This window comes from Streptomyces sp. DH10 (assembly GCF_029813805.1).
In the GTDB taxonomy this organism is placed as follows: Bacteria; Actinomycetota; Actinomycetes; order Streptomycetales; family Streptomycetaceae; genus Streptomyces; species Streptomyces coeruleofuscus.
The window spans coordinates 1-394 of record NZ_JARVKU010000069.1 but is presented as its reverse complement, the minus strand read 5'-3'; the positions used below and the strand labels follow the sequence as shown (position 1 = coordinate 394).

At 51.5% G+C, this 394-nt stretch carries 1 protein-coding gene; it reads left to right on the top strand.

The window, feature by feature from the left end; genetic code table 11:
- The coding region (locus QC385_RS43890) for a hypothetical protein (protein WP_279547005.1) at window positions 1–256 on the top strand (256 nt) is incomplete at its 5' end.
- Between the last annotated feature and the right edge of the window lie 138 nt (window positions 257–394).

Sequence of the window (394 nt, the reverse complement as noted above, 5' to 3'; positions counted from 1 at the left end):
TCACAAGAGCATCCGAGGCCCGGCATACGCGACGCGATTCGGGGAGGCAATTAAAGCCTTACGAAAGCTTCATGTATTAAGTCATCCTCCTTCTTTGAAGGTCGATCAGGTAGAATCCGCCTACCTTCCCGCCATCTATGCAATAAGCAAAGTAGCTGGAGAGCCTTACCGAGCCTTCTTTGGTGACGAGCCACTACCTCCGGCCTACCGGTGGCTTGCTGGGTCGAAAGTTTGGGTGAAGGAGCGTATGTCGTGACACTATTTCGCAAAGTGCCTCCCGCATGAGCGACAGCGCATCACTTTTTTATGTCCCAAAATAGAAGGATTCCCGCCGCCGACTTCCTGCAAACCTTCGCTGTGTTGCCGAATCGAGAAAGTGAACTTGAGTTCAAAA